Here is a 22671-nt window from a genome sequence, read left to right as displayed (position 1 = left end):
CAGTCCCGTTGAGGTTCTGAGACACATTAGGGACACGCTTATGAAACAATCGAGGCAGACTGCCGACCCCTCTCCCCGCGCGGCCGGCGCTCGGTTGACTTATCCACAAGAATCGCTATTGGCGCGCCTTCCTCCTTCGGGAGGAGACCGTCCGAGACAGCGAGTGCGGGGAATATGCCCCGCTTAATCTCTCGCCTAGACGGGGACAGATTTTTACCGACCGGCTCCGCACGCGGAGCGTTCGGGTCATGCCCAGGGATATCCTGGCCACGACGATCCTTCCCCTCGGACATGTTGTAACCGGGCATTCCCGCAAGGGACTTGCTCATAACGAGGAGACCGGCATGGATCGTTCCCAAAAGGCCGACGCCGTTGCCGAGCTGAACCGCACCTTCAACGAGGTCGGCGTGGTGGTTGTCACCCGCAATCTCGGGATGACCGTCAAGCAGTCGACGGACCTCCGCAACAAGATGCGCGCAGCCGGCGCGACCTATAAGGTCTCGAAGAACAAGCTCGCCAAGATTGCTACCGAGGGCACCGATTACTCGGTGATCGCGGACCTGCTCACGGGTCCGACCGCTCTCGCCACTTCCGCCGATCCCGTGGCTGCGGCCAAGGTCATCGCGGAATTCGCCAAGACGAACGACAAGCTCGAGATCGTCGGCGGAGCAATGGGCGCGCAGCTGCTGAATGCCGAGGGCGTCAAGGCGCTCGCGACGATGCCGTCGCTGGATGAACTGCGTGCGAAGATCGTGGGGCTCATCGTTGCCCCCGCGACCAAGCTCGCGACCATCACCCAGGCGCCGGCCGCGCAGATTGCGCGCGTCCTTTCGGCTTATGCGGAGAAGGAGGCCGCCTGAGCGGCCTTTTCGAGACTTATTCCCTAACCCATTTGATTTGATTGGAGTTTATCATGGCTGACCTTAACGCACTCGTCGACCAGCTCTCCGAGCTGACCGTTCTCGAAGCCGCCGAGCTCTCGAAGCTTCTCGAAGAGAAGTGGGGCGTCTCGGCCGCCGCTGCCGTTGCCGCCGCTCCGGCCGCTGGCGGTGGCGCCGCTGCCCCGGCTGCTGAAGAGCAGACCGAGTTCGACGTGATCCTCACCGGCGACGGTGGCAAGAAGATCAACGTCATCAAGGAAGTCCGCGCCATCACCGGCCTGGGCCTGACCGAGGCGAAGACCCTCGTTGAGTCGGCTCCGAAGGCTGTCAAGGAAGGCGTCAACAAGGACGAGGCCGAGAAGATCAAGAAGCAGCTCGAGGAAGCTGGCGCGACCGTCGAGGTCAAGTAAGCTTCTTAGCTTCTCAGCACCAAAGATCAGGGCGGTCCGGCAACGGGCCGCCCTTTTCCTTTGGGGTGTTCAGGCCGCCGCGGCTTCCCTGGCGAAATAGCGGTGCGCCGCAAGCGGGCCGCTCGGTGCCGGGCGATCGAGCCAGATCGGGCCCAGCTTGTCGCCCTGCCCCGCCGTGCCCAGGATGAAGTCCAGCCCGAAGCGGCGGATGCTGAGGCCGCCGCGCCAGCGCAGGTCGATCAGCACGATCGGCACGAACATCGGCCGGCCGCTCACCTGCACCACATTCACGCCCTCGCGCGGAATGGCGAGGCGCACCGGCATGCGGGCGCCACCGCCGGCGGGCAGGTCGAAAGGCTCGCCGCCCGGAGTGCCTGGCGGGCCGCCATGGAAGCCGGCAATGACCTCGTCCTGCCGGGCATGCGCGCTCATCGCGGCGAAGGCGATGCGGATATTCTCGGCGAGCGCGCCGGAGGCGTTGCCGACCAGCAACTCGAACTCGAGCAGCACCTCGCGCTCGGCGAAGGCGATGCGGTGCGGGTTGAGCTGGAGCTCGAACGGCGCGCTGCCGCTCGCAACCGGCGCCGGTGGCGACACCGGCGCGGCGGGCGTCAGCCCCCGGGGCGGCGTGACCGGCGGCGGCGGTGCGGCGACTATGGGCTCAGGCTCGAACACCGCTTCCTCGTCTTCATCGCGGCGGCGGAGGCTGAACAGCAGCCAGGCACCGAACCCGAGCAGCGCCGTGCCGCCGGCACCTGCCGCAGCCCAGATCCAGGGGGGTGTGGCAGGCGCCGGCTCGGCTGCTGCCGAGGTAGCGACCGGCTGGGGCAAGGGCGCCGGCACGGCGCTAGCGACCGGGCTGGGCGCGGCGGCCGGTACCGGCGTCGCAGCCGGCGTCGGCGTGGCCGCGGCCGGCGCAGGAGCGGCGCGCGGCGGCGCGGAGCGGGCGGCGGGCAACTGGCGCTGCGGCCGGGCGCTGGCGCTCGGCGTGGGGCTTGGCGCCGGTGCGGGGGTCGGGCTCGGCGCGGGTGCGATGCTGAAGCGTTCGGGAATCACTCCCGGCAGCTGCTGCTGGAGGCGCGGCGGCGGGACGATCACCGGCGCGGCGCTCGGGCTCGGCGCCGGCGCGTCCTGCGCATGCGCCAGCGGCGCGGCGAGCGTCGCCGCGGCAAGGCCGCATAGCCAGCGGGTCTTGAGCCTCCCTGCGTTCACTGGCTTTTCCTGGCCCTGCGAAGATGAACAATGGCTGCACATCGCGCGCCGCTCGCCGCACCGCAAGGGCGGATTGTCCCCGCCCGTCCGCTCGCTTAGAGGCGTTCGAAAGGGAGACAGGCGTGGTTGGCGAGCGAACCGGGGACCGGACCGGCTATATTCCGGCGATCGACGCGCTGCGCGCCGTTGCCGTCACCTCGGTGATCCTCTTCCACCTCTGGCCCCGATCGCTGCCCGGCGGCTTCACCGGGGTGGACATCTTCTTCGTGATCTCCGGCTTCGTGGTGACCGGATCGCTGCTCGGCCGCGAGTTCACCAGCCTCAAGCAGCTCGCCGGCTATTTCTACGCCCGGCGGCTGATGCGGATCATGCCGGCGCTGGTGGCGATGCTGCTCGCCACGCTGCTCGCCGCCCAGCTGTTCATCCCCGATGCCTGGCTGAGCAACAGCCTGGCGCAGGTCGCCCGCTTCGCCTTTTTCGGTCTCAGCAACATCGTGCTGGCGACCGACACCGACAGCTATTTCGGCCCGCAGGCGGCGTACAACCCCCTCACCCACACCTGGTCGCTCGGCGTCGAGGAGCAGTTCTACCTGTTCTTCCCCTTCATCCTGTGGTGGCACCACAAGCTGCATTCGGGACCCAAGGCAGTGCGGCTGGTGACGATCCTCTCCGCGGCCTCGCTGCTGCTGTGTGCGATACTGGCCCTGCTTGCCCCCAAATTCGCCTTCTACCTGATCTTCCCGCGCTTCTGGGAGCTGGGCGCCGGCATGCTGCTCTGCCTGACCCGGGAGCGCTGGCAGCCCTGGGCGGCGTCGAGGCGCTGGCTGGCGCCGCTCGGCATGCTGCTGATCATCGCGGGCTTCGTGCTGCCCGAAGGACCGTTCTTCCCCTTCCCCGGGGCGCTGCTGCCCGTCGGCGGGACCGCGCTCCTCCTCATGGCGATCCTGGGCGGCACCGCACCGCGCCTGCTCGGCAGCCGGCCGCTCGTGGGCGTCGGCCTGCTCTCCTATTCGCTCTACCTGTGGCACTGGCCGGTGTTCGTGCTGTTCCGCTGGACCTGCGGACTGCACACGCTCGCGCTCCAGCTCGCCGCGCTGGCGATCGCCGTGGCGCTCGCGGTCCTCTCCTATTTCCTCGTCGAGAAGCCGCTGCGCACCAGCCGCCGCCTCGCCGGCTGGCCGCGCGGCCGCGTGGTGGTCGCGGCGATTGCCGGCGTGATCGTGACGGCGCTGGCCGGCCAGGCGCTGATCGCGGCGCATGACCGGATCACGCTCAGCGTCACCGGCGACCGCTTCGCCTGGTATGCCGAGCCGAACCGGCCGCTGCCGGTCGAGCTGACCGGCTGCACGCCCACCGCCAGCGACACGCGGCTCGCAGGCGGCAAGGTCACTGCCTGGGCGCCGCGCTGTGCGCGGCCCGAGGGCTTCACGCTGTTCGTGCCGGGGGACTCGCACGCCCTCGCCTATGCCCCTGCGCTGATGCGGCTGGCGGCGGAGACCGGCGCCAGCGTGCGGCTCTATTTCCGTGCGGGTTGCCCCTATTTCAAGCTGATCGAGAGCCACGCCTCGCGCCCGCGCTGCGCGGGGTGGTATGACGGCGTCGAGCAGGACATCGTCAGCCGCTCCCGGCCGGGCGACGTCGTGTTCCTGCCCGGATTGCGCGTCACCCGCCTCGCCAACCAGTTCGAGAACGACCACGACCTGATCGGCCCGCATGACGACAGCGTCTCCCCCGCTGCGCTCGCCGAGGCGCAGGGCATCGCACAGCGGCTGGCGGCAAGGGGCGCGCGCCTGGTGCTCGAGGCCCCCAAGCCGACCTTCCCCAGCCCGACCTTCCGCTGCGCCGACTGGTTCAATCGCGCCAACCCGGCCTGTCACGGCCTGACGATCGGCCGCGAGGCGATGCTCGAGCGCCGCCGCAAGGTGATGCGCGGGATGAGCGCGCTCGCCGCAAGCCAGCCGGCGATGATCCTGTGGGACCCGCTGCCGATCTTCTGCCCGGGCCAGACCTGCGAAGCGCTGCCGGGCGGGCGCCCGCTGTTCTTCGATGGCGACCATCCAAGCGGGCTGGGCAACGACCTGATCTATGCCGACCTCAAGCGGACGGTGCTGGGGGTGCGGTGACGCGCCGCGACGGCTCCAACAGCGCGGATGCTGGCGACTCGCCAAAGTCCTCAAAGTTCACGCCAAGGGCGGGTTTTCGCGGCGCTTAGGTTGACAGAGTTCCCGCCAACGCGCCGCATCTCGCAATATCCTTGCGTGCGCGAGATCCTATGTTTCCAACAGGGCAAAGAGCGGCCGGCCGCCACACCGACCGCCTGAGCCAAGCAGGCGAAATCCTACATTGCAAGCCTTCTGCCCCCTCCCTTGCAGGGAGGGGAAATTAGAGGTCACGGCACCGTCACCGTGGTCATCGGGACGTTCGCCAGCTCGGGCTGTGCCTTGAGCTGGGGGACGACGGTCTTGAGGTCGCCGACCACCACCAGGATCAGCTTGCCGATCGGATAGCCTGCCCTGGCCGAGGCCATCATCTGCTCGGGCGTCACCGCCAGCACCGCGGGGACGTAGCGCTCGGTCCAGTCGGCGGGCAGGCCGAGCAGGTCGCGCGTTGCCAGCGTGCCGGTCACCGCGGCCGAGGTCGAGTTCGAGATCGCGAACAACCCGGCCAGATAGGTGCGGATGCCCTTGGCTTCCTCGGCCGGCACCGGCTCGGTCTGCATGCGGCGGATCTCCTTGAAGACCTCCTTGAGCGAGTCCCCGGTATGCTCGGTGGTCACGTCCGCCTGGAAGCCCCACAGCGCCTGTTCGGGACTGAAGTCGATGTCCGAATAGGGCGAATAGGTATAGCCCTTGTCCTCGCGGATATTGACCGTGATGCGCGAGCTGAACGCGCCGCCGAGCAGCGCATTGGTCACGCGCTGCGGGATATCCGCATCGGTGCCCGCGCGGCTGGCATCGAAGGCGAGGCGCAGCGTGGTCTGCGGCGCGCCGGGACGGTCGATCAGCACGATCTGCGGGCCCGGCTTGTGCGGGCTTTCGAGCATCACCGGCGCGGGGCCGGCGGCCCAGCCGGCGAACGCCTTGTCGATCGCCGCCTTCACCGCCACCGCATCGAACCGACCGGCGACATAGAGATGCGCGCGCTTGGCCCCGAACTGACCGTCGTGAAAGGCCCGCACCTGCGCGATCGTATAGCCCTGGAGCTGCCCGGCGCCGGGGATCAGCCGGCCATAGGGGTGGTTCGCGCCGTATACGGTGCGGCCCAGCGCGACATCGGCCACCGTGCCCGGCTGCGACAGCGCGACCGAGAGCTGGCGGCCGAGATTGGCCTTCACCCGGGCAAGCTCGCTCGCCGGCAAGGTCGGGCGGATCGCCACGTCGCTGACCAGCTGGATCGCGGCGGGGGCATATTCGGAAAGGACGTTGGTGCCGATGCCGGTGGTCTGCATGCCGGCGCTGACGTCGAGCTGGCCGCCCATCCCCGCCGCCGCGGCGGCGAGATCGGCGGCGGTCTTGCCGGCGGCGCCTTCCTTCATCAGCGCGCCGGTGACCTCGGAAAGCCACACTGCGTCGCCTTCATTGACCGCGCCGGCGCGGACACGCAGCGACACGACGGTCTTGGGCGCGATGCCATAGGGAATCAGCGTGACCTGCAGCCCGTTGGGCAGCGTGTAGGTCTCGGTGGCCGGCAGCGTGAACGGCTTGGGATCGGCGATCGGCGGCGCGGGCGGGAAACTGTCCTGCGCCAGCGCCGGAACGGGAGCGGCGAGCAGGACCGCGAATGCGAGGAGCGCGCGCTTCATCACTTGCCTCCCTTTGCCTGGGCACCAGGCGCGATGACGTAGACCGAGCGATTGGTCTTGCGGAGATATTCCTGCGCGGTCTTCTGGATCAGCGCGGGCGTCACCTGGGCGAAGCCGGCCTCGATCCGGTTCACCGCGGCGGGATCATTGTCGAACAGCGCATAGACGGCGAGCAAGTCGACCAGGCCGACGCGGCCGCCCCCGTCGATCGTGCCGTACAGCGCCGAGCGCATCTTGGTGCGCGCGCGCTCGAGCTCGGCGGCGCTGACCGGCTTGCTGCGCAGCTCCTCGATCACTTCGTCCACCGCCTGGGTGATCTGCGCGGTCGAGTGCGTCGGATCATGCGTGAAGCTGAAGCTCCACAGCATCGGCCCGCGATAGTTGAACATGTTGCCGAGATCGCCGTTGATCCCGCCGTCGATCTCGCCGGCGATGCCGGTATCGGTGACGAGCTTGCGGAACAGCCGGCTGTCGTCGCCCTGGACGAGGATCTGGTCGATCAGCCCCATCGCATACCATTCGGGCGTGCCGCGCGCGGGCACATGATAGCCCGCGGCATAGCCGGGCTTGGGCGCCAGCGCATCGACGCGGCTCCTGAACTTCTCTTCGGTCTGGCGCGGCTCGGAGATGTCGGGCTGCGCGACCGGCGCGGCAGCGGGGATCGGGCCGAAATACTTCTCCACCATCGCCCGGGTGGCGGCATAGTCGAGGTCGCCGGCGATCACGAGCACGGCGTTGTTCGGCCGATAGAACTGTTTCGAGAAGCTCTGCGCGTCGGGGACGGTCGCGGCCTCGACTTCCTTCAGGTCGCCGTAGAAATTATGGCTGTTGTACCAGTTGGTGTTGGCCAGCATCGGCAGGTCGATCCACGGCCAGGTGCTGTAGGGCTGGTTGAGCACATTGACCTTGATCTCGTTGCCGACCACGCCCTGCTGGTTCTTGAGCACGACATCGTCGATCACCGGATTGGCCATGCGATCGGCCTCGAGCCACAGCATCCGCTCGAGCGCGCCCGAGGGCAGGATCTCGTAATAATTGGTGAAATCGAAGCGGGTCGAGCCGTTGTTGACGCCGCCCGAATTGGTGATCGTGGTGTCGAACACGCCCTTGGGCGCGTGCTTCGATCCCTGGAACATCAGATGCTCGAACAGATGGGCGAAGCCGGTGCGGTCGCGCGGTTCGACGCGGAAGCCAATGCCGTAATAGACGCCGACCGTGACCGTGGGGGCGATGCTGTCCTTGGTCAGCACCACGCGCAGGCCGTTGGGCAGCGTGAAATATTGGGTATCGACGTGCAGCGCACCCGCCGGTGCGGCGGGTTGGGCGTGCGCGAGCGCCGGAACGGCGGCCGCCGCCAGGGCGAGCGCGAGACTCCACTTCCTCATTGCTTTTCCTCTCGGGTGAGTCGGTGTTTTATTTCACTACGATACCGGGTTGGGAAGAGGGCAGTCCGCGGATCAGGCCTTCCACGAAATGGAGCCGAGATAGAAGGCGCGCACCACCTTGCCGTTCGCATCCAGGGCCGGCTTGAAATGCGCGTTCTTGGTCAGCCGGTTGCAGGTGACCTTGGCGAAATCATCGGGATCGGTGCGATCGAGGATGTGGCAGCCCGCCACGCCGCCCTTCTCGTCGATATCGAGCCGGAATCGGAGCAGGCCATTATGGCCGCCGGCCATTGCCTGATCCGGGAAATCATCGCTCGAAAACCAGCTGCCGGGACTAACTATCGGCTTCAGGCGGCGGCTGAGCCCCTTGATGACCACCGGATCATAGCCCCAGCTCTGCACGAGATCGGTGATGCAACGGCGCATCGTTGCCATCGGCCGATCAAGCGGGCCAAATTGGAGCCGGAAGGGCTTCTTGCCCGAAACCGCCACCTTGACCCCGGTGATGGCTGCTTCCTGCGCAGGGGTGAGATCGGGAAAAGGATCACCTTGGTCGCGCGCTCCCGAGTCCAGCCCGTCATAGCGCACGCCGACGACGAAGATCGCCGGCATCGTACCCTGGGATCCGCCGGCGGCCTGCCGCGTGGTCGGCTTGCCCAGGCCGAAGTCGAAGCTCACATCGAACCAGGTCGATCCGTTCTTGAGCCGATTGCCGATCACCGCGATATCGGTGCTGTCGCCGGTCGAATAGCGGGTGAACTTGAGGACCATCCGATCCTCGGGCGGGCCGAACTCGGCCATCAGCTGGCAGGAATCGTCGTCGAAATTGACCAGCCACTGGCTGGACCGGGTCAGCGTGTCGATCGGCTTGTCCTGCGCAAATGCCGCCGGGCCGCCCAGCCCGATACTGCCGGCAAGCGCCAGGCCAAATATCGCCGATTTGATCATCGCGCTCCCCCAGCGGCGTGACCGTGCCGCAACCGATGCCGTGCTACGCCGTGTCCGGAGCGTTACCAAGCCCGATAACGCCCCGGTTCCGTGCGATCACTTCGCCATGTTCGCCGACTGGTCGAGCGGCACCACCGGCAGCTGCACGCTGCTCGACTGGGCGCCGCCATACATCAGCGTCACCGTCGCCTTCTGATAGTCCTCGGGCTTGGCGAAGAAGATGTTGGGCACGAACTTCTGCGGGTTGCGGTCATAGACCGGGAACAGGCTCGACTGGACCTGCACCATGATCCGGTGCCCCGGCTGGAAGACGTGGTTCACCGTCGGCAGGCGGAACTTGTATTCCTGGACCTTGTTGGCGGGGATTGCCGTCGGGTGCTCGAACGAGTTGCGGTAGCGGCCGCGGAAGATGTCGAGCGCGATCGGCAGCTGGAAGCCGCCCATCTCCTTCTTGGTGGCGTTCTCGTCCGGATAAACGTCGATCACCTTGACGACGAAATCGCCGTCGGTCCCGGTGGTCTTGGCGAAGATGTCCGCAAGCGGCGCGCCCGAGACGCGGACCGGGGCGGTCAGCGGGTCGGTCATGTAGGTCATCACGTCGGGCCGGCCGTCGACGAAGCGCTGGTCGGTGACGAGATAGGTCGACCAGCGGCCGTCCTGGAAGTTCACCGGGCGCGGCAGATGCGGCACCGGCTTGGCGGGATCGGCGATGTAGCTGTCCGAGCCGGCCGCCGGCTTGTCGAAGCCCAGGCCCTCGCCGGGCTTGAGGTAGATCGGAGTGAGCGGGGTATCGCTCGTGCCGCCGGCGAGCGGCCATTTGTTGAGATATTCCCAGCGGTTGTCGCCGGTATTGTAGAAGCTTGCCTTGGCCGGGGTGAAGGGCGGCGCGCCGTCCTTGAGATAGGCATTGAAGAACGGCAGCAGGATATCGCGGCGGGCCTGGAGCGCGGTGTCGCCGTTGAAGGCGAGCTCGCCGAGCGTCGAGCCGTTATAGTTGAAGCCCGAATGGCGCCACGGGCCCATCAGCAGGAAGTTCTTGTCGGCCGACGACGTCTTCTGCATCGCCTCCCACGAGTGGATCGCGCCGTACATGTCCTCGTGATCCCAGATGCCCTGCTCCCACAGGGTCGGCACGTTGGAGGGCTTTTCGGCGATCAGCTTGTCGAGCGCCTGGAGCTGCCAGAACTGGTCGTAGGCGACATGCTCGGACATCTTGTTCCAGGCGGGCAGCTGGTCATAGCCGAACTTCTTCGCCCAATCGCCGGCCGAGCCGACCTTGCGGAAGGTCTCGTAATCGTCCCAGTCTGGACGCGGCGGGGCCTTGCCGTCGCCCTTGTAACCGGTCTGCGCGCCGATCCAGCCGATATTGGCGAGGCGGAAGGCGCCGTTGTGGAACCAGTCGTCGCCCATCCAGCCGTCGATCATCGGGCTTTCGGGCGCGGCGACCTTGAGCGCCGGGTGCGGATTGAGCAGCGCCATGACGACGGTGAAGCCCTCGTACGACGAGCCGAGCATGCCGACCTTGCCGTTGCTCTCGGGGAGGTTCTTGGTCATCCAGTCGATCGAGTCCCACGCGTCGGTGGTGTGATCGACCTTGGTCGGGTTGAGCGGGCCGACCGGCGGGCGGGTGATGACATAGTCGCCCTCGGACCGGTACTTGCCGCGAATGTCCTGGAAGGCGCGGATATAGCCGGCCTTGACGAACACCTCGTCGCCCTCGGGCAGAGTGTTGAGCATCTTGCCGCTCTGCGTGCGGACGACGCGGCCAGCGGCGTTGTAGGGCGTGCGGGTGAACAGGATCGGTGCGTTCTTCGCCCCCTTGGGGATGATGAAGACGGTGTAGAGCTTGGTCCCGTCGCGCATCGGGATCATCACTTCGCGCTTGATATAGTCGGCTTCCTGCGCGGGCGGCTGGAAGTTCGCCGGGATGTCGTTGAACGCGGGCGGCGCGGCCTGCGGACTTTCCTGCGCCTGGGCGACGGTGGCGGCGAGGATGGCGGTTCCGGCGGCGAGCGCGAGCAGCGACTTCTTCATGTGATCTTGTCTCCCTGAGGAAGCGCGTTCGATAGGCCCAAAACCCTCCGCAAGGAAAGAGCCCGCCTCTCCCTTTCGGAAGAAGCGGGCTCCTGTTGCTCCGATATGCCGGAGGTTAGACGTGCTCGGGCTGGCCGTAGAGCTCGGCGGCGAGATCGTCGGTCACGTGCGGGCGCGACGCGCCGATCGCACCGATGCCGCCTTCATAGGCCGGGCGCCCGATCCGGAACGCCGCCGAGGTGCGTGCCTCGCTGCCGTCCGGAAGCGTGTAGCGGGCCTCGGCGACCACCACCGGGTTGAAGGTGCGGCCGAGCTCGCCCTTGGGCACGGCGAGGTGCGCGTCGACGCGGGTGCCGTCGCCCGGCTCGATCGAGACCGGCGGCACGATCGTGTCGCTGCGGTGCTCCATCAGCATGCGCTCCATCTCGGTGCTCTCGCCCTCCTCGGTGAGCATGAAGCTCGAGATGCGGACGTTGCGCGCCTCGGTGTCGCCCGAATTGCCGACGGTCAGCTCGAAATCGACCATCGCCTCTTCCTCGGTGGTGCCGGCGCTCACCGGGCGCATGCCCAGTTCGAGCCACGGACGGTGCGCGACCGGGGCAGCCGCGTCGGCGACGCCGGCAAGGTCGTCCTTGTTCGGCTCGGCGATCTCGGCCTCCTCGACTGCTTCGGCGATCGGGGCGGAGGCTGCAACCTCAGGCGCGATCACTGGCTCGCGGCGGAGGACCGGTTCGTCGGCCGGCGGCGTCTCGGCGATCACCGCAGCGTCCGGCGCGGCAACCGGCTCAACCAGCGGCGCGGCGGCGACCGGGGCGACATAGGCAGGCTCGACATAGGCGGGCTCGCTGGTCACGGTCTCCTCGTTGCGGCGGCGGCGCGAGAACAGGAACGCGGCGAGACCGCCGAGCACCAGCACGAGACCGCCGAGCAGCCACGGCCAGGCGACGCCGGTGCGGCTGGTCTGGGTGGTCGAGCTGTCGACCGCGACCGGCGCAGCATCAGGTGCCGGTGCAGCCTCGACCTGAGGCGGCGGCGCGGGCTCGGCTGCGGGTGCGGGTGCAGGCGAGGCCGGCTGCGCGGCGGGCGCCTGGGCGGCGGGCGCCGGCGCGGGTGCGCGCTCGGCCGGAGCCGGTGCGGCGCGCGTCGTGGTCGTGGTCGTGCGCGTCGTGCTGCGGGTCGCGGTGGCGCGGCGCTCGGCCGGGGCCGGCGCGCTCGCGGCGGCGGCGCCACGCTGCTGCTCCTCTACCGACGGCACCGACTGGACGACGGGTGCCGAGGGCTGGATCACCACCTGCGCCTGGGGCGCCGGTGCGGGTGCGGGGGCAGGCGCCGGCGTCGTCATGATCGGCGGCGGGGTCACCTGCTGGGTGTCTTGCGCATAGGCGGGAAGCGCCAGGAACGCAGCGCCGATGAACAGCGCGGCACGGGTGGTACGCATTACGGGTCTCTCCTTCATGTCGAAGGCAGAACGGTGGGAACCCGGATTCTGGCCCGGCCATGCGCGACCAGCCGAGCCAATCTTGCGGCAAGCCGATCAGTTCATCTGCGGTTCAACCTTGCATTGCGTGAAAATTGGATACGCGACCGTTTCGATCGGTTCCGCGACTCACGGCATCAGCGTCTCGCCGTGCCGCACCGCCATCCGCTCGGCGAGGACATAGGTGAACACCACCATGACGACGCCGAGATAGGCGGCGAGCACCGCGTCGATCGCCAGCACCGTCCAGAGCACCGCCGGCCCCTTGCCGATCGCCACCGCGGCCAGGACGTAATGGACGACGAGCAGCGGGATCACGGTGAGGAACATCAGCCCGACCGCCCACCAGAAGCTGCCGAGGATCATCGCCAGCGAGCGCAGGAAGGTGATCCGCGCGTTGCCGAGCGGCGCCGCGGCCTTCCAGGCGCTGAGGCACAGCTCGAAGAACATGCTGGCGAGGATCACCCCGAGCTGGGTGAACGCCATTGCCCGCGGGCTGAGCCCGAGCGCCGGGGCCAGCGCCGGCCCGTCCTGGACCAGCACCAGCCAGAACAGGCCCCAGGCCATCACCCAGGCGAACAGCCGCACCGCGACCCGATCGTAGCGCACCGCCTCGCGCGCGCTGTCGCCATGCGCGAGGAAGCGGACCACCCAATAGCCGAGCAGGAACAGCGCGATCACCTTGGCGTGGCCGATCGCCATGCGCAGCGGGTCATGCTCCACCGCCTTGGCGGCGGCGATGCTGGCATACATGCCGACATGGACCTCCGCCCAATGCTGGAGCAGCTCGACCGCCACCGGCAGCAGGAACAGCAGCGGGCAGAGCAGCGCGAAGCGCGTCGCCCCGGCAAAGATGCGGGTCCAGGCACGGATCATTGGTCTTCCCCCTTGGTGTCTTCGAAGGCGAGGATGTCGCCGGGCTGGCACTCGAGCGCGCGGCAGATCGCCTCGAGCGTCGAGAAGCGGATCGCGCGGGCCTTGCCGGTCTTGAGGATCGACAGGTTGGCGAGCGTGAGGTCGACCTGGGCCGAGAGCTCGGTCAGCGTCATCCCGCGCCGGGCGAGCGCCGCATCGAGGCGGACGATGACCGGCATCAGACCGTCATCTCCAGTTCCTCGCGCATCGCGGTGCCCTGCGCGAAGATCCGCGCCAGCACGAAGACGAGCAGCACCCCCAGCCAGCCGGTGAGCGAGAAGCTCCAGCCCGTGCCGAACTGGGCGCCGAGCCGCATGATCCACCCGGCAAGCACGCCGAAGGCCATGTCGCCGAGCTGGAGCACGAGCAGCGCCCAGCCGATCGCGTGGAGCCGGCGGGCATTGGCCGAGACGAAGGGATCCCCCTGCTCCACCGTGCGGACCATGCGCAGCAGCGCGACGAGCAGGATCTGCGCCGGCGGCACCACCGCCAGCCCGAGCACGAGCATCAGCCGGGCGACGTCGACGACGGCGCGGATATCGACCGACGCGGGATATTTGCGCGCGAGGTGCGCGAGCAGCGGCGCCTCGACCAGATAGCTCCCCGCCAGCACGACGACGAAGAACAGCGCCGCGGCGATGTTGAGCACGAGCAGGACGCGCAGCACGCCGATTGTCAGCTTCAGCACGGGTTTCGACTCCCCAGAGCAATGATTATCGTTTATCGATAAGACGAGTCGGCGCGCGGGGCAAGGAATTTATCGATAAACGATAATATGCGCGCCGACTGGGCCGCAACCCCGCCCAGGTTTGACAGAATCCAACACGCTACCTATATCCCGCGCTCACCACGGCTCCGGGAAATGATGCGTCGTCGCGCAGCGCATCGATCGAATTGGGGTCGCGGTCTCATAAGCCGCTGAAAGCTGCCGAACCCAGAAATGGGATTCGCGCGGCTTTTTCTGCGTCTTGTGGCACGTCCCGGCCCCGGATCAGGGGCACCGAAATCACGGCTGACGAGGCAAAACACAACCATGGCAACCAAAGCGATCGAAGGCGGCACGTTCAAGCGCCGCATCCGCAAGGTGTTCGGCGACATCCACGAAGTGGTGCAGATGCCAAACCTGATCGAGGTTCAGCGCGAATCCTACGAGCAGTTCCTGCGGAGCGATCCCTCGATCGGCTATATCTCGGGCCTGGAGAAGACCCTGCGCTCGGTCTTCCCGATCCGCGACTTCGCCGGCACCGCCGAGCTCGACTTCGTCAACTACGAGCTCGAGAACCCGAAGTTCGACGTCGAAGAGTGCCGTCAGCGCGGCATCACCTATGCGGCCCCGATGCGCGTCACGCTGCGCCTCATCGTGTTCGAGGTGGATCCCGATACGGAAGCCCGGTCGGTGCTCGATATCAAGGAGCAGGACGTCTACATGGGCGACATGCCCCTGATGACGGGCAACGGCACCTTCTTCATCAACGGCACCGAGCGCGTGATCGTGTCGCAGATGCACCGCTCGCCGGGCGTGCTGTTCGACCATGACCGCGGCAAGACGCATGCCTCGGGCAAGTATCTCTTCGCGGCACGCGTGATCCCGTATCGCGGCTCGTGGCTCGACTTCGAGTTCGACGCCAAGGACATCGTCAACGTCCGTATCGACCGCAAGCGCAAGCTGCCGGTGACGACGCTGCTCTATGCCCTGGGCCTGAACAGCGAGGACATCCTCAACTATTTCTACAACCGCGTGACCTTCGTCCGCGGCCCGAACGGCTGGCAGATCCCGTTCGACCCGACCAACTGGCGCGGCGCGAAGCCGATGTTCGACATCGTCGACGCCAAGTCGGGCGAAGTCGTGTTCCCGGCCGGCCAGAAGGTCAGCCCGCGCGCCGCCAACAAGGCGCAGAAGGACGGCCTCGAGACCCTGCTGATCCCGACCGACGAGATCTTCGGCCGCTATTCGGCCTATGACCTCATCAACGAGGCGACCGGCGAGATCTACATCGAAGCCGGCGACGAAGTCTCGGCCGAGAACCTCGAGAAGCTGGACAAGGCCGGGATCGACCGCGTCGAGCTGCTCGACATTGATCACATCTCGACCGGTCCGTGGATCCGCAACACCCTCGCCGCCGACAAGGCCGAGGAGCGCGAGCAGGCGCTGAGCGACATCTACCGCGTCATGCGCCCCGGCGAGCCGCCGACGCTCGAGACCGCGGAATCGCTGTTCGCCGGCCTGTTTTTCGATCCGGAGCGCTATGACCTCTCGGCCGTCGGCCGCGTGAAGCTCAACATGCGCCTCGACCTCGACGCCGAGGACACCGTCACGACGCTGCGCACCGAGGACATCCTCGCCGTGGTCAAGACGCTGGTCGACCTGAAGGACGGCAAGGGCGAAGTCGACGACATCGACAATCTCGGCAACCGCCGCGTCCGCTCGGTGGGCGAGCTGCTCGAGAACCAGTATCGCGTCGGCCTGCTCCGCATGGAGCGCGCCGTGAAGGAGCGCATGAGCTCGGTCGACGTGTCGACCGTGATGCCGAACGACCTGATCAACGCGAAGCCGGCGGTTGCCGCGGTTCGCGAGTTCTTCGGCTCGTCGCAGCTCTCGCAGTTCATGGACCAGACCAACCCGCTCTCCGAAGTGACGCACAAGCGTCGCGTCTCGGCGCTCGGGCCGGGCGGCCTCACGCGCGAGCGTGCGGGCTTCGAAGTCCGCGACGTTCACCCGACGCACTATGGCCGCATCTGCCCGATCGAGACGCCGGAAGGCCCGAACATCGGCCTGATCAACTCGCTCGCGTCGTTCAGCCGCGTCAACAAGTACGGCTTCATCGAGACGCCGTACCGCAAGGTCGTCGACGGCAAGGTGACCAACGACGTCGTCTACCTGTCGGCGATGGAAGAGGCGAAGCACACGATCGCGCAGGCTTCGGCCGAGGTCGATGGTGAGCACCGCTTCACCGAGGAGCTGATCTCGGCGCGCCAGGCCGGCGAATTCCTGATGGCGCTGCCGGAGACGGTGACGCTGATGGACGTCAGCCCCAAGCAGCTCGTCTCGGTCGCCGCGTCGCTCATTCCGTTCCTGGAAAACGACGACGCGAACCGCGCACTGATGGGCTCGAACATGCAGCGCCAGGCCGTGCCGCTGGTGAAGGCGGAAGCGCCCTTCGTCGGCACCGGCATGGAAGAGACCGTTGCCCGCGATTCGGGCGCTGCCATCGCGGCGCGCCGCGGCGGCGTGGTCGACCAGGTGGACGCGACCCGCATCGTCATCCGCGCGACCGGTGAGGTCTCGGCGGAAGAGAGCGGCGTCGACATCTACACGCTGATGAAGTTCGAGCGCTCGAACCAGTCGACCTGCATCAACCAGCGTCCGCTGGTGAAGGTCGGCGAGACGGTCAACGCCGGCGACATCATCGCCGACGGTCCCTCGACCGAGTTCGGCGAGCTGGCGCTGGGTCGCAACGCGCTCGTCGCGTTCATGCCCTGGAACGGCTACAACTACGAGGACTCGATCCTGATCTCCGAGCGGATCGTGAAGGACGACGTGTTCACGTCGATCCATATCGACGAGTTCGAAGTGATGGCCCGCGACACCAAGCTCGGGCCGGAGGACATCACCCGCGACATCCCGAACGTCGGCGAGGAAGCGCTGCGCAACCTCGACGAGGCCGGCATCGTCTATATCGGCGCCGAAGTGGAGCCGGGCGACATCCTGGTCGGCAAGATCACCCCCAAGGGTGAATCGCCGATGACGCCGGAAGAGAAGCTCCTCCGCGCCATCTTCGGCGAGAAGGCTTCGGACGTCCGCGACACTTCGCTCCGCCTGCCCCCGGGCGTGTCGGGCACGATCGTCGACGTGCGCGTCTTCAATCGTCACGGCATCGACAAGGACGAGCGCGCGCTGGCGATCGAGCGCGAGGAGATCGAGCGCCTGAAGAAGGACTCGGACGACGAGCGCAACATCCTGAACCGCGCCACCTGGTCGCGGCTTCGCGAGATGCTGCTCGGCCAGGTCGCGACCGCGACGCCGAAGGGCCTGAAGAAGGGTGCCGAGATCGACGGCGACCTGCTCGACAGCGTCGATCGTCACGAATGGTGGAAGTTCGCTGTTCAGGACGACGCGATGCAGTCGAACCTCGAAGCGGTGAAGGGCCAGTATGACGAGGCCGTGAAGCGCATCAAGGAGAAGTTCGAGGACCGCCGCGAGAAGCTGGAGCGGGGCGACGAGCTGCCGCCGGGCGTGCTCAAGATGGTCAAGGTCTTCGTCGCGGTGAAGCGCAAGCTGCAGCCGGGCGACAAGATGGCCGGCCGTCACGGCAACAAGGGCGTCATCTCGCGGATCCTGCCGGCCGAAGACATGCCGTTCCTCGAGGACGGTACGCCGGTCGACCTGGTGCTGAACCCGCTCGGCGTGCCTTCGCGCATGAACGTCGGTCAGATCTTCGAGACCCATCTCGGCTGGGCTGCCCGCAACCTCGGCATGCAGGTTGCCTCGGCGCTGCAGGACTGGCGCGAAGCCAATCCGGACGCAGTGGCGGGCGAGATGCCGGCTGCCGTGAAGGATCGTCTCAAGACCGTTTATGGCGATCACTATGCCGACGAGATCGAGGCGCGCAGCCCCGAGCAGATCAGCGAGCTGATCTACAATATCCGCACGGGCATTCCGATGGGCACCCCGGTGTTCGACGGCGCGCGTGAGGCGGATGTTTCGGACATGCTGAGCCTGGCGGGTCTCGACACCTCGGGCCAGTCGACGCTGTTCGACGGCCGGACGGGCGACACGTTCGACCGCAAGGTGACCGTGGGCATCATCTACATGCTGAAGCTCCACCACCTTGTCGACGACAAGATCCACGCCCGTTCGATCGGTCCGTACTCGCTCGTCACCCAGCAGCCGCTGGGCGGCAAGGCGCAGTTCGGCGGCCAGCGCTTCGGCGAAATGGAGGTCTGGGCTCTCCAGGCATACGGCGCTGCGTACACGCTGCAGGAGATGCTGACGGTGAAGTCGGACGACGTGGTCGGCCGCACCAAGGTCTACGAAGCGATCGTCAAGGGCGACGACACCTTCGAGGCCGGCATCCCGGAGAGCTTCAACGTGCTCGTCAAGGAAATGCGCTCGCTCGGCCTCAACGTCGAACTCAAGTCCGTCGATGAGGTGGACGAGGACGGCAACAAGCTGGCCGAGGCGGCGGAATAACGGGATCGGGCGCTGCCTCCGGGTAGCGCCCGCCCCTCCCCGCCCAGAAGATTTGACCCTCCTGAGGGACGAAAGAATATGAACGAACTTACCAACTTCGCGAACCCGCTCGCCAAGCCGGAGACCTTCGACCAGATCCAGATCGGGATCGCGTCGCCGGACCGTATCCGCAGCTGGTCGTTCGGCGAGATCAAGAAGCCCGAGACGATCAACTACCGCACGTTCAAGCCCGAGCGTGACGGCCTGTTCTGCGCGCGCATCTTCGGTCCGATCAAGGATTACGAGTGCCTGTGCGGCAAGTACAAGCGCATGAAGTACAAGGGCATCGTCTGCGAGAAGTGCGGTGTCGAAGTCACGGTTTCGAAGGTCCGCCGCGAGCGCATGGGCCATATCGAGCTGGCCGCCCCGGTCGCGCACATCTGGTTCCTGAAGAGCCTGCCCTCGCGCATCGGCCTGCTGCTCGACATGCAGCTCAAGCAGCTCGAGCGCGTGCTCTATTTCGAGAGCTACATCGTCACCGAGCCGGGCCTCACCCCGCTCGAGAAGTTCCAGCTCCTCACCGAGGACGAGCTGCTCGACGCGCAGGATGAATATGGCGAGGACGCTTTCTCGGCCGGCATCGGCGCCGAGGCGGTCAAGATCATGCTCATGGATCTCGACCTGGAAGGCGAGCGCAAGGAGCTCCTCGAGGAGCTCGCGGTCACCAAGTCCGAGCTGAAGCCCAAGAAGATCATCAAGCGCCTGAAGGTCGTCGAGAGCTTCATCGACTCGGGCAACCGCCCCGAGTGGATGATCCTCGACGTCGTTCCGGTCATCCCGCCCGAGCTGCGCCCGCTGGTGCCGCTGGACGGCGGCCGCTTCGCGACCTCGGATCTCAACGATCTGTATCGCCGCGTGATCAACCGCAACAACCGCCTCAAGCGCCTGATGGAGCTGCGCGCGCCGGACATCATCGTCCGCAACGAAAAGCGCATGCTGCAGGAAGCCGTCGACGCGCTGTTCGACAACGGCCGTCGCGGTCGCACGATCACGGGCGCCAACAAGCGTCCGCTCAAGTCGCTGTCCGACATGCTCAAGGGCAAGCAGGGCCGCTTCCGCCAGAACCTGCTCGGCAAGCGCGTCGACTATTCGGGTCGCTCGGTGATCGTCACCGGTCCGGAGCTCAAGCTGCACCAGTGCGGCCTGCCGAAGAAGATGGCGCTCGAGCTGTTCAAGCCGTTCATCTACGCCCGCCTCGACGCCAAGGGTCTCTCGATGACCCTGAAGCAGGCCAAGAAGTGGGTCGAGAAGGAGCGCAAGGAAGTCTGGGACATCCTCGACGAGGTGATCCGCGAGCACCCGGTTCTGCTGAACCGCGCGCCGACGCTTCACCGTCTCGGAATCCAGGCATTCGAGCCCGTGCTGATCGAGGGCAAGGCGATCCAGCTGCACCCGCTGGTCTGCTCGGCCTTCAACGCCGACTTCGACGGTGACCAGATGGCCGTCCACGTTCCGCTGAGCCTCGAGGCCCAGCTGGAAGCGCGCGTCCTGATGATGTCGACCAACAACATCCTGAGCCCCGCGAACGGCAAGCCGATCATCGTGCCGTCGCAGGACATGGTGCTGGGTCTCTACTATCTGTCGATGCTCAAGGAAGGCGAGCCCGGCGAGGGCATGCTGCTCGGCGACATGGCCGAAGTGCACCAGGCGCTCGAGGCCGGCGCGGTCACGCTGCACACCAAGGTGATCAGCCGCGTCCCGCAGACCGACGAGGACGGCAAGCAGTACCTCAAGCGCTACGAGACGACTCCGGGCCGCATGCTGCTGGGCGAAACGCTGCCCAAGTCGCACCGCGTGCCGTTCGAGACCGTCAACCGCCTCCTCACCAAGAAGGACGTGGGCGACGTGATCGACGAGGTCTATCGCCACACCGGCCAGAAGGAGACCGTGCTGTTCGCCGACGCGATCATGGCGCTCGGTTTCCGCCACGCGTTCAAGGCGGGCATCTCGTTCGGCAAGGACGACATGATCATCCCGGACGCGAAGGTTGGCCTGGTCGACGAGACCCGTGCGCTCGTGAAGGATTACGAGCAGCAGTATCAGGACGGCCTGATCACGCAGCAGGAGAAGTACAACAAGGTGATCGACGCCTGGAGCCGTTGCGGCGACCAGGTGGCGGGCGCCATGATGGACGAGATCAAGGCGGTCAAGCGCTACGAGGACGGCCCCAACAAGGGCCGCGAGAAGCCGATCAACTCGATCTACATGATGGCCCACTCGGGTGCGCGTGGTTCGCAGGCGCAGATCAAGCAGCTTGCCGGCATGCGCGGCCTGATGGCCAAGCCGTCGGGCGAGATCATCGAGACGCCGATCATCTCGAACTTCAAGGAAGGCCTGACCGTCCTTGAGTACTTCAACTCCACCCACGGCGCCCGTAAGGGCCTGGCGGATACGGCGCTCAAGACGGCGAACTCGGGCTACCTGACCCGCCGTCTGGTCGACGTGTCGCAGGATTGCGTGATCATGGAGCTGGACTGCGGCACCGAGCGGGCGCTGGAAATGCGCGCGATCGTGCAGGGCGGCTCGACGATCGCTTCGCTCGGCGAGCGCATCCTCGGTCGCACGACCGCGGAGGACGTGGTCGACGCGAAGTCCGGCGAGGTCATCATCCCGACGGGCACGCTGCTCGACGAGGCTGCGGTCGCGAAGATCGAAGCGCTCAACATTCCGGGCATGAAGATCCGCTCGCCGCTGGTCTGCGAAGCCAAGATCGGCGTCTGCGGCAAGTGCTACGGGCGTGACCTCGCCCGCGGTACGCCGGTGAACATCGGCGAGGCCGTCGGCGTCATCGCGGCGCAGTCGATCGGTGAGCCGGGCACGCAGCTGACGATGCGTACCTTCCACATCGGCGGTGCGGCGCAGCTCAACGAGCAGTCGAACCTCGAGGCGCCGGTCGACGGCACCATCGAGTTCCGCGACGTGCGCATCATCGAGGATCAGCGCGGCCGCCGCGTGGTGCTCAGCCGTTCGGCCGAGCTGGCGATCGTGGACATGGATGGGCGCGAGCTCGCCGTGCACAAGATCCCGTACGGCGCGTACGTGCTGTTCGACGACGGCCATATCGTCACCAAGGGTGACCGGATGGCCGAGTGGGATCCGTTCACCATGCCGGTGATCACGGAAACCGGCGGCGTCGTGAAGTACCAGGACCTGCTCGAGGGCAAGACGCTCACCGAGCAGACCGACGAAGCGACGGGCATCGCCCAGCGCGTCGTCACCGAGTACCGCGTTGCTTCCAAGTCGAAGGAGGACCTGCGTCCTCGCCTGACCCTGACCGGCGAAGGTGCCTCCGAAGCCGCCCGCTACATGCTGGCGCCGGGCGCGGTGCTCTCGGTCGAGGACGGCGCGACGGTCAAGGGCGGCGACGTGCTTGCCCGTGTTGCCCGCGAGTCCGCCAAGACCCGCGACATCACCGGCGGTCTGCCGCGCGTCGCGGAGCTGTTCGAAGCGCGCAAGCCCAAGGAGAACGCGATCATCGCGAAGGTCTCGGGCCGCGTCGTGTTCGGCAAGGACTACAAGGCCAAGCGCAAGATCGGGATCATGCCCGAGGACGGCGGCGAGGTCGTGGAGTATCTGGTTCCGAAGTCGAAGGTGATCGACGTCCAGGAAGGCGACTACGTCAAGCGTGGCGACAACCTGATCGGCGGCAGCCCGGATCCGCATGACATTCTCGAAGTGCTCGGCATCGAGCCGCTCGCGGAATATCTCGTGTCGGAAATCCAGGAAGTCTATCGACTCCAGGGCGTGAAGATCAACGACAAGCACATCGAGGTGATCGTTCGCCAGATGCTGCAGAAGGTCGAGATCATCGAGAGCGGCGACACCACCCTGCTGGTGGGCGAGCAGCTCGATCGCTCGGAGATGGACGAAGTCAACGAGAAGCTCGCTCCGGGCCAGGCACCCGCGGCCGGCAAGCCGATCCTGCTCGGCATCACCAAGGCGTCGCTGCAGACCCGCAGCTTCATCTCGGCGGCGTCGTTCCAGGAGACCACCCGCGTCCTCACCGAGGCGGCGGTCCAGGGCAAGCAGGACACGCTGATCGGCCTCAAGGAGAACGTGATCGTCGGCCGTCTCATCCCCGCCGGCACCGGCGCGGGCATGAACCGCCTGCGTGTCGCCGCGTCGAGCCGCGACGCCGCCCTCCGCGTCCAGCAGCGTGCGCTGCAGAACGCGCTGGTGGCGCCGAACTCGGCCGCCGAGGAGCGCCAGGCCGAGCATGCCCGCTCGACGCGTGACGCCGAGGGCACCGGCAGCGACCCGCTCGCGTCGGTCGTGCCTTCGGGCCATGGCACCGATGCGGACGCCGGGGACTATCTGACCGAGGAGTGATCTCCCCGGTCGGCAGTCACCGACAAGAAAAGAAACGCCGCCGTCCGG

At 66.9% G+C, this 22671-nt stretch carries 14 protein-coding genes; 5 read left to right on the top strand and 9 right to left on the bottom strand.

Annotation, left to right across the window (positions count from 1 at the left end; translation table 11 throughout):
* Positions 1–344 precede the first annotated feature (344 nt).
* Both rplJ and rplL read left to right on the top strand, forming a co-directional pair.
* On the top strand, positions 345–860 hold the full coding sequence (gene rplJ, locus ABLE38_RS14035; protein ID WP_348975218.1) for a 50S ribosomal protein L10: 516 nt from the start codon (positions 345–347) through the stop codon (positions 858–860).
* 53 nt (positions 861–913) lie between these two features.
* On the top strand, positions 914–1291 hold the full coding sequence (gene rplL / locus ABLE38_RS14030; protein WP_135987337.1) for a 50S ribosomal protein L7/L12: 378 nt from the start codon (positions 914–916) through the stop codon (positions 1289–1291).
* A 69-nt stretch (positions 1292–1360) separates the two neighbouring features.
* On the opposite strand, the gene ABLE38_RS14025 is transcribed toward rplL, so the two are convergent.
* The gene (locus ABLE38_RS14025) at positions 1361–2503 is read right to left on the bottom strand and encodes a hypothetical protein (RefSeq protein ID WP_348974849.1); all 1143 of its coding nucleotides are present in this window, start codon (positions 2501–2503) and stop codon (positions 1361–1363) included.
* Positions 2504–2625: 122 nt separating this feature from the next.
* On the opposite strand from ABLE38_RS14025, the gene ABLE38_RS14020 reads away from it, so the two are divergent.
* Entirely contained in the window at positions 2626–4626 is a 2001-nt protein-coding gene (locus ABLE38_RS14020) for an acyltransferase family protein (protein WP_348974848.1), read from the top strand.
* 266 nt (positions 4627–4892) lie between these two features.
* Here ABLE38_RS14020 and ABLE38_RS14015 read toward each other — a convergent pair whose 3' ends face one another.
* The 8 genes from ABLE38_RS14015 to ABLE38_RS13980 form a co-directional block, all read right to left on the bottom strand.
* On the bottom strand, positions 4893–6305 hold the full coding sequence (locus tag ABLE38_RS14015; RefSeq protein WP_348974847.1) for a pitrilysin family protein: 1413 nt from the start codon (positions 6303–6305) through the stop codon (positions 4893–4895).
* Positions 6305–7690 (bottom strand): pitrilysin family protein, encoded by a 1386-nt coding sequence (locus tag ABLE38_RS14010; protein ID WP_348974846.1) that lies wholly within the window; start codon positions 7688–7690, stop codon positions 6305–6307. The genes ABLE38_RS14015 and ABLE38_RS14010 overlap by 1 nt, the downstream gene beginning before the upstream one ends.
* A 72-nt stretch (positions 7691–7762) precedes the next feature.
* Entirely contained in the window at positions 7763–8638 is an 876-nt protein-coding gene (locus ABLE38_RS14005) for an energy transducer TonB (RefSeq protein WP_348974845.1), read from the bottom strand.
* A 96-nt stretch (positions 8639–8734) separates the two neighbouring features.
* Positions 8735–10672 carry a CocE/NonD family hydrolase gene (locus ABLE38_RS14000; protein WP_348974844.1) on the bottom strand — a complete coding sequence of 646 codons (1938 nt, stop codon included), beginning with the start codon at positions 10670–10672 and terminating at the stop codon, positions 8735–8737.
* Positions 10673–10787: 115 nt separating this feature from the next.
* Positions 10788–12110 carry a hypothetical protein gene (locus ABLE38_RS13995; RefSeq protein WP_348974843.1) on the bottom strand — a complete coding sequence of 441 codons (1323 nt, stop codon included), beginning with the start codon at positions 12108–12110 and terminating at the stop codon, positions 10788–10790.
* Between the two features lie 168 nt (positions 12111–12278).
* The gene (locus ABLE38_RS13990) at positions 12279–13025 is read right to left on the bottom strand and encodes a hypothetical protein (RefSeq protein ID WP_348974842.1); all 747 of its coding nucleotides are present in this window, start codon (positions 13023–13025) and stop codon (positions 12279–12281) included.
* The gene (locus tag ABLE38_RS13985; protein ID WP_348974841.1) at positions 13022–13243 is read right to left on the bottom strand and encodes a helix-turn-helix transcriptional regulator; all 222 of its coding nucleotides are present in this window, start codon (positions 13241–13243) and stop codon (positions 13022–13024) included. The genes ABLE38_RS13990 and ABLE38_RS13985 overlap by 4 nt, the downstream gene beginning before the upstream one ends.
* Complete coding sequence (locus tag ABLE38_RS13980; RefSeq protein WP_348974840.1) at positions 13243–13752, bottom strand: DUF2975 domain-containing protein; 510 nt, start codon at positions 13750–13752, stop codon at positions 13243–13245. Before ABLE38_RS13980 ends, ABLE38_RS13985 begins: the two co-directional genes overlap by 1 nt.
* A 345-nt stretch (positions 13753–14097) precedes the next feature.
* Here ABLE38_RS13980 and rpoB point away from each other — a divergent pair, with 345 nt between their 5' ends.
* Together rpoB and rpoC are read left to right on the top strand one after the other, a co-directional pair.
* Entirely contained in the window at positions 14098–18255 is a 4158-nt protein-coding gene (gene rpoB / locus ABLE38_RS13975; RefSeq protein ID WP_348974839.1) for a DNA-directed RNA polymerase subunit beta, read from the top strand.
* Between the two features lie 78 nt (positions 18256–18333).
* Positions 18334–22623: a DNA-directed RNA polymerase subunit beta' gene (rpoC, locus tag ABLE38_RS13970; RefSeq protein WP_348974838.1), complete on the top strand. Its 4290-nt coding sequence runs from the start codon at positions 18334–18336 to the stop codon at positions 22621–22623.
* Positions 22624–22671 lie beyond the last annotated feature (48 nt).

Source organism: Sphingomonas sp. KR3-1 (assembly GCF_040049295.1).
In the GTDB taxonomy this organism is placed as follows: Bacteria; Pseudomonadota; Alphaproteobacteria; order Sphingomonadales; family Sphingomonadaceae; genus Sphingomonas.
The sequence above is the reverse complement of the archived record's forward strand: the minus strand, read 5'-3'. Positions and strand labels throughout refer to the sequence as shown.